Origin of the sequence: Piscirickettsia litoralis (genome assembly GCF_001720395.1) — a bacterium.
Lineage (GTDB): Bacteria > Pseudomonadota > Gammaproteobacteria > Piscirickettsiales > Piscirickettsiaceae > Piscirickettsia > Piscirickettsia litoralis.
On sequence record NZ_MDTU01000001.1, the window covers coordinates 2,755,845 to 2,758,532 of the forward strand.

Genomic DNA, 2,688 nt, shown 5'->3' on the forward strand with positions numbered 1-2,688 from the left:
AAAAATGACGAATCTGTTATTTCTAATATAATAGATGCAAAAATCAGATAATTTATCTGATTACAATATTGAAACTATTACTAAGATAGCAAAGCTTTTAAATTTTAATACTCTAATTTTTTAGATCATCTGAGCTAGAGTTGGTTTGTGAAGAAAGGTTTGAAAAAATTATTGAAATATGCCGTTATTTTAACTGTAGTCATTATGTAAATTCGATTGGTGGTAAAAACCTTTATCAAAAATGTAAATTTAGTGAACATAATGTAAAAATAGATTTTATTGACTGCAAAGTAACTGATAGGTTGTCTATTATTCATGAGCTTATGGTTTTTGATATTGATGAATTAACGAAAAGAGTATTGAATGAATATGGCGTACTTTAATAACTATCCTATAGGAGGGTTCATTAACTACTGCTCTTTGTTAGAGAGGTCTTCTATCCATCAAGAGTCACTAAGGTTAAATAGTGGCAGAAATAGCCTGTTATTTTTGATCGATTGTTTGAAGATTAATAAAATATATTTACCTTATTATACTTGTGGGAAATTTAAAACTGATATTGAAAATATATGCGAAGTAGTTTTTACCATATTAATGATAATCTAGAGCCTGACTGTGAAATTCCAAAAGATGAATATTTTGTATATGTCAATTATTTTGGCATAAAAGATAGCTTTGTTAATGGCTCAGAAGAAAAGAAAAAACTAATAATAGATTGCTGTCAGGCATTTTATAGTACATCAAACCATATGTCATTTTATTCGCCAAGAAAATTTTTCCCTGTAGCTGATGGGGGATATTTGAAATTTGATTCTGAAAAATTTAAAAATAAATATGAAAAATTACCATTGGGTGAGAGTTGTGAATCACATGATTTTTTTTATAAAAATAAAAAATCTGACCAAGAAAGTTACTCTAAATATAAGCACAACGAAATAAATATTGAGAATAGCGAAGTAAAAAAAATGTCTGTCGCTACTCAATCACTGCTTGATTTAGTAGATTTTGAGAAATTAAGACAAGCTAGAGTAGAAAACTTTGCATACTTACATGATAAATTAGGTTGTTTAAATGAGTTAAAAATTAATATCCAATCAGCGCTAGGTCCGATGGTTTACCCTTTATTAACTAGTAATTTATCAAGAGAAGATTTTATCAAAAATAAAGTGTTTGTTGCACATTATTGGAAAAATATTGGTTCTAATTTAAATAATTTTGAAAAATATTTATCTAAAAATTTAATACCGCTACCTATAGATCATCGTTATGGCATAAAGCACATGAAAAAGATAGTTGACTTGATTAATAGTTTAAAGGTGGGCTAATGGGAATTTATTCAAAGAGAGTTTATTTTAGAGCTATTGAAGAAAATGATTTAGATCATTTATATTTATGGGCTAATGACCCTGAAATTAATGAAATGTTATGTGGTTGGCACTTTCCTGGTTCTAAAACTGTTATTCGTAAGTGGATAGCTGATCAAGATCAAACCCAAAATGATCGACGCTTTATAATATGTAATAGTAATAATGAACCAATTGGTACGATTAGTTTAGTGAATATTGATTGGAAAAATAGAAATGCATATCTTGGAGTTATGATTGGTAATAAAGAATATCAAGGAAAAGGATATGGTGAAGAATCAGTTAACCTAATAACAGATTATTCTTTTCTAGAATTGGGTCTAGTCCGATTAGATACAGATATTATAGAATATAACACTAAATCAATACGATTATTTGAAAAACTAGGCTGGCTTAGAGAAGGCTGCAAAAATAATTTTTTTTATAGGAAAGGTAAGCGATGGGGTAGGCTTTCATATGGTATTGAAAAATAGGCAAGAGTATGTATGAATAATATTATTATTTTTCGGAGCATCTGGTCATGCTGGAGTTGTGATTGATATTCTAAATAAGTTGAATACATTTAATATCGTTGGTTTAATTGATGACTATAAAGCACCAGGAACAATTGTCTACGGCTATCCTATTTTAGGGGGAATAGAAAATATTCAGTTGATTATGGAAAAAAATAAGTGTGCAGCTGGGTTTATCGCAATAGGGGATAACTACTCAAGGTTAAGTGTATATCGAGAAATTTTAAGCAAGAATAAGGATTTCACATTTATTAATGTGATAGACCCAACAGCGGTGATCATGGATAGCGTGACTCTTGGTGTGGGAGTTACTATTATGCCTGGGGTTATAATAAATTCAAACTGTATAATCAATGATTTTTGCATAATCAATACCGCATCTTCAATTGATCATGACTCAACAATTGGCTGTTTTAGCAGTTTGGCCCCTGGTGTGATAACAGGTGGACATGTACAAGTAGAAAAACTAGTGACTGTTTCTATTGGGGTAGTTTTAGCAAGAAAGGTTAAAATTGATAAGGGAGCGGTTGTCGGTGCAGGCTCAGTGGTCTTATCAAATATTTCCCCCGAATACGCTATCATATGGAACTCCGGCTAAAGTGATTGAAAAAATTAGCAAATGAGTTTATTTTTGATGAATAAAGAGTTTTGTGCAGTTTTTCCATCATCGATGTATGAGTCCTATTTATACTCTAGATATTCAAAGTATGCAGTAGTTGGCATAAGTTCAATAGCCAATAACTTATATGAAGATTATTATGAAATCAATGAGAGAATTCCATATATTTTTGAAGGTGATTTTTTTCGATAAA

Annotated in this window: 3 protein-coding genes and 1 pseudogene; all 4 read left to right on the forward strand. The window is 30.0% G+C overall.

Features of this window, described 5'->3' with window-relative positions:
* Window positions 1-134 precede the first annotated feature (134 nt).
* Window positions 135-383: pseudogene (locus tag BGC07_RS23960) on the forward strand (WbqC family protein); the annotation flags it as partial.
* 186 nt (window positions 384-569) lie between these two features.
* Complete coding sequence (locus BGC07_RS13615; protein WP_069313542.1) at window positions 570-1,325, forward strand: hypothetical protein; 756 nt, start codon at window positions 570-572, stop codon at window positions 1,323-1,325.
* Window positions 1,325-1,837 (forward strand): GNAT family N-acetyltransferase, encoded by a 513-nt coding sequence (locus BGC07_RS13620; protein WP_069313543.1) that lies wholly within the window; start codon window positions 1,325-1,327, stop codon window positions 1,835-1,837. The genes BGC07_RS13615 and BGC07_RS13620 overlap by 1 nt, the downstream gene beginning before the upstream one ends.
* Before the next feature lie 19 nt (window positions 1,838-1,856).
* Window positions 1,857-2,474, forward strand: coding sequence for a NeuD/PglB/VioB family sugar acetyltransferase (locus BGC07_RS13625; RefSeq protein WP_268801720.1), 618 nt, complete (start codon window positions 1,857-1,859; stop codon window positions 2,472-2,474).
* Window positions 2,475-2,688 lie beyond the last annotated feature (214 nt).

Coding starts and splice junctions, on each gene's coding strand:
- BGC07_RS13615 (WP_069313542.1), top strand. CDS start 570: ATGCGAAGTAGTTTTTACCATATTAATGATAATCTAGAGCCTGACTGT.
- BGC07_RS13620 (WP_069313543.1), top strand. CDS start 1,325: ATGGGAATTTATTCAAAGAGAGTTTATTTTAGAGCTATTGAAGAAAAT.